We start from the raw sequence: 4,455 nt of genomic DNA, 5'->3' as shown, positions 1-4,455 counted from the left end.
AACCACTCGCATGGAACCCTATAGAATTTTTGTTGACTTTATCCCAAAAAACATGTGGTGATAAAATATCTACTTGTTGCATTTGCAGTAATTCTGACTGACTTATCCAATCAATCATCCCATTTTTAAGATTTAAAAAATTTTGCTTACCATTTTCCGTACTACCTAAAGATAAATATTGTTGATTAGAGGAATTTTTATATATTTCCTGAGCAAATAATAAGTTAGGTAATATCAATAATAATAAAATTAATTGTTTCATATAATATCCTTATTTACCGTGAGGGTTGCCTTTTAAAACTGGTGGCCATGAATATTTATCGTCAGCAAATGGGATTTTTGATTTGTTATATCCCCAATATCTGTCATGTTCAAAATGTGGAATATCATCTATGGGTACGTTTCTACTCCTTAAAATAGAGTAAAATTTATTATAATCAAAATCAGTAGGATCACCATGACCATTTGCAATACCTCTATCAACTTCAATATGAGGTACTATTATTGGCCAACATCCTTCAATATCCGAAGCCTCAATATAAAAATCTGCAAGGGCTTGATATTGATTATCAGTAGGAACATCTGGACTTTTATAATTAAGTTCGACATGGAACATTCTTCTTTTTAAATTATGCCAAGATTCAGCTTTAGTTGCCCACACATTTTTTCGGTAAAAGGCCAGTTTTCAATTATTTTATCATTTTGACTCAAGGTGGCTGACGTTGATGAAGTTTCTGTTTGATGCTTTGAGCTGTCCTCTGTCTTATCTTTTTCAGTGTCGCTTTGTTTTGTCTTTTGACTTTGCTTAGTTAAACCTTTGGCTACACCGTCCCACCAAAGCATTTTTGTCGCTTTTTCTTTGGTTTTTTCCCATAACTTATATTTCTCTTCTAACTTATTAATATAATCCAATAATTTAAGTTGTTCCGATGTTAATTTCTTTTCAGACTCCTTTTTATCATCCTTCGGAAAACTTTGATAATCTTTTCTTTGTTGCTCTAAGCCTTGTTTTGTTGATTCTTGTTTGCTTGCGTCTAATTTACTAACATATGCATCACGTTTTGCTTCATCACCGTTTTTTATATAACCCAAATAGTTTTCCGCATCATCTGTCATTTCACTGTTTAACTCTTCCCATTCCGGTCGTTTAACTTCAGTATTTAGTTCGGCGTACCATTCACTTTGATAATTGGCTAACAGACGTCCGAGTGCCATTGTTAAGTGTGATTTTTCGGATATTCTTTTAAAACATTCTTGTGTTAATGTCGCATATTCATTGCCATTTGGAATTGATTGCTGCGAATAATATAATAATAACCATTATGTTGAAATTGATATCCTAATAAATGATAAGATAAATAATGAATTATCATTCAAAAATGAATAATATTTTTAACGATTCCTATTGTTACTTTCTGATTAAATAAACTTGAAATTTATACCATATGCTACTTTTGCAATTTCTAGTAAGGTGTAACCAATGGCATATATTCATGTAACTCATAAGTATGTTTATTCATAATATCCATCAAATACTTTTCGTTATTACATAAATCTCTTTTCTGAATAAATTTTTTTTGATTAGTGTATATTTGTTCAAACTCTTTCTGAGCATTATTGTAGTCATAATATTTTTTTATATTATGATAAATATCATGAATACTTCTATCTAATCCTGATAGATAAATATTCTGACAAATAAGTTTTTCGGCTACTTTTTTTGCTTTTGAACAAGAGAAACTAGGAACAGTATTCTGATACTTTATTCTATTTATTTCTAATATAGAATCATTTGTATTTATTATTAAATATGTATCAGCATTTTTTTTAAACAGCGTCCATGTTTTTTGAATATTAGGGCAATAAATATCTAATTGGTTTATTTTTTGTTTCATATTTATATTAAAAGAGTTAGCACTTAGCATTTCTTTATTTAAAAATTCATCAAAATTGATAATAAATTTATTTACTTTATAATTTGAACAAATTTCAATAACAGCACCAGAATAAATATTAGTTTTAATAACATTTTCATCCCATTCAAATATTCTATTAAGGTAAATTGGATCATCATAGGACACTTTTTTTGTATATGTTGTATCCCTAATATATACTTTAGTTACTACCCAATTATTCGTTAAATCTGCTTTTACTGAAAATGACAAAACCAGGCTGAATATTAAATAAAAATTACGAAGCATACTTTTTCTCCTAATAAATCTCTGTCGCATATATACCTTTTTCAAATATTTCTCGTTTATTCTTAAGCGTTCTTCTGACAATTAATTTTCTATTTATCTATTCGTTTCGCTCATGCTGATGAAACACGTTTGTCGACATTATCTATTAATATTTGTTTTCAAAACTAAAACGTTCCTTGGAATATGATTTGCGATAAAATCAAATAAAATACTATTCAAATCTTATTTAATTATTTTTTATACAGCTTATTTAATTGAAACTATTCAAAATCATTGGTTCAATAGTATTTGGATTACATTCAAACTTCTTAAATTGCATCTCTCTTCTTTTTATTTTAAGACCTTCTTTTCCTGGATTTGTATCCACTAAATAATCAGTGTTTTTATTGGTAAAGGTTATTACAGATTTTTGCTTATCTTTATCATCGATTATTTTTACTAATTGCAATTCTAATTTTGACTGGCTACCAAGCCTATAGAATAACTTAGAATTAATATAATCATAACATAACGATAATTGAGTATTGTTAACTTCACATCCAAATGCATTTTTTTCATTTTTATCTTTATTACAAAGTGTCGTATTTTTAAAAAATACATTTTGACTATAAATATTAATGATATCTTGATGCTGATTTAAATTTAATTTTTGATTAAACTGCTTTATCCAATCTTTTGAAATGTTCTTTTCCAAAAACGAATTAAATAGCAGCAATAAAAAATAATCAGGGTAAGACAATTGGGTATTATCTATAAAATAATGCATAATTTTTTCTGAGAAAATAGAGCTCATAATGCCTATTTTGTCATTAATATTCTGAATAGAATAACTAACAACTTGTCCTTGAGAATAATCTAGATTAATTTCGCCTAGTATGATTAATTTTTTATTTAAACTAGTTAAATAAGTTATTTTAGCAGGGCTTTCCATTCCACCAAATTTATCAAAAATAGAAATTACACCTAAATTTGAAGTTTCAATGGATGGATTACCTCCTCCGTTGTAAATATAACTATTAATTTTTCCATCTATATTTAAATTAAAATTAATTTGTGAGATTTTGTCTTCTTCAGGATTAATCAAACGACAATAAAAATATTTTCCTTCAAAATTATTGCCATCAATAAATTGTCCTTTAATAACATTTAATTTAGTTTCCTTACATACTTGTGCAAGTAACGGGAAATTAAAAAAGAGCAATATTATAAAAATATAGAATTTTTTCATTTTAACCTCTGTTTTTTAAACCTGCATAAAAAGTATTTAAGGCAGCTTCAACTTGTTGCACCTTAATTGTGTTATTTTTATACCATTGACTATTAATCATTTCACTATTAGCAAAAGAATAATTATCAACTTTTATATAATAATGGACTTTACAATTTTTGATATTAAATATATTGTATAAAGTTATAAGGGCTTTATTTCTATCTACAACATGGTTATATCCTCCATTTATAGCCATAGTAACTTTAAGAAAGTCATTATTTGCTGCAATATTATTTGCATTTCCCCAAGCACTACCTTTAATCCAATACCAAAATGCGGATCTAATTGTATAATCCAAATCAGAGCATATAAGATCCGGGTTATCTTTAATCGAATCATTTTTAATATACTTACTAAAAGATTCATAATTATAATCATGAGTAATTTGAATAAGACCTCTACCATGATAATTTGAACCACCACTATAATTATTCCAATTCTGAGGTATGGAACCATCCCTATTTTTATATTCTTCAGAAGTCCTAAAAAAATCACTTTCGCATAATATTTGTGATATAGAATGTGCTTTCAGTAAACAACTTGTAACGTTATATTGAATAAAATATGAATTAAGCTTTGAAAGAAATGTATCTATTGATATATTTTTTAAACCATTATTCATTTTATAAAATAGCCCATTTTTTAAAACATCTAAAGGCAGAATAGATCTAAATTGATCTTCAGTTATACATTTATTACACATACAATTTTCAAAATTGAATATTTGTATTCCAATTGGATGCATAAACCACGCCCTTCCATTTTGACTCAAGTTGGCTGGCGTTGATGAAGTTTCTGCTTGTTGCTTTGAGCTGTCTTCTGTCTTATCTTTTTCAGTGTTACTTTGTTTTGTCTGTTGACTTTGCTTAGCTAAGCCTTTGGCGACATCATCCCACCAGAGCATTTTTGTCGCTTTTTCTTTGGTATTTTCCCATATGATTAATTTCTTTTCTAACTCTTGGATTTTTCCGTATAATCTAAGTT

Annotated in this window: 6 protein-coding genes; all 6 read right to left on the bottom strand. The window is 27.5% G+C overall.

The genetic code is table 11. The annotated features are described in order from the left end of the window. A partial coding sequence (locus J3U42_RS12030) for a hypothetical protein (protein WP_267336575.1) occupies positions 1-262 on the bottom strand: 262 nt, incomplete at its 3' end. Positions 263-271: 9 nt separating this feature from the next. Beyond that, the gene (locus J3U42_RS12025) at positions 272-616 is read right to left on the bottom strand and encodes a hypothetical protein (protein ID WP_267336574.1); all 345 of its coding nucleotides are present in this window, start codon (positions 614-616) and stop codon (positions 272-274) included. Positions 617-624: 8 nt separating this feature from the next. Continuing rightward, entirely contained in the window at positions 625-1,215 is a 591-nt protein-coding gene (locus J3U42_RS12020) for a hypothetical protein (protein ID WP_267336573.1), read from the bottom strand. Between the two features lie 248 nt (positions 1,216-1,463). Further along, complete coding sequence (locus J3U42_RS12015) at positions 1,464-2,201, bottom strand: hypothetical protein (protein WP_267336572.1); 738 nt, start codon at positions 2,199-2,201, stop codon at positions 1,464-1,466. A gap of 250 nt (positions 2,202-2,451) precedes the next feature. Then, positions 2,452-3,429, bottom strand: coding sequence for a hypothetical protein (locus J3U42_RS12010; protein ID WP_267336571.1), 978 nt, complete (start codon positions 3,427-3,429; stop codon positions 2,452-2,454). A gap of 1 nt (position 3,430) precedes the next feature. Further along, a partial coding sequence (locus tag J3U42_RS12005) for a glycoside hydrolase family 19 protein (protein WP_267336570.1) occupies positions 3,431-4,455 on the bottom strand: 1,025 nt, incomplete at its 5' end.

Source organism: Gilliamella sp. B2923 (assembly GCF_026536565.1).
In the GTDB taxonomy this organism is placed as follows: Bacteria; Pseudomonadota; Gammaproteobacteria; order Enterobacterales; family Orbaceae; genus Gilliamella.
The sequence above is the reverse complement of the archived record's forward strand: the minus strand, read 5'-3'. Positions and strand labels throughout refer to the sequence as shown.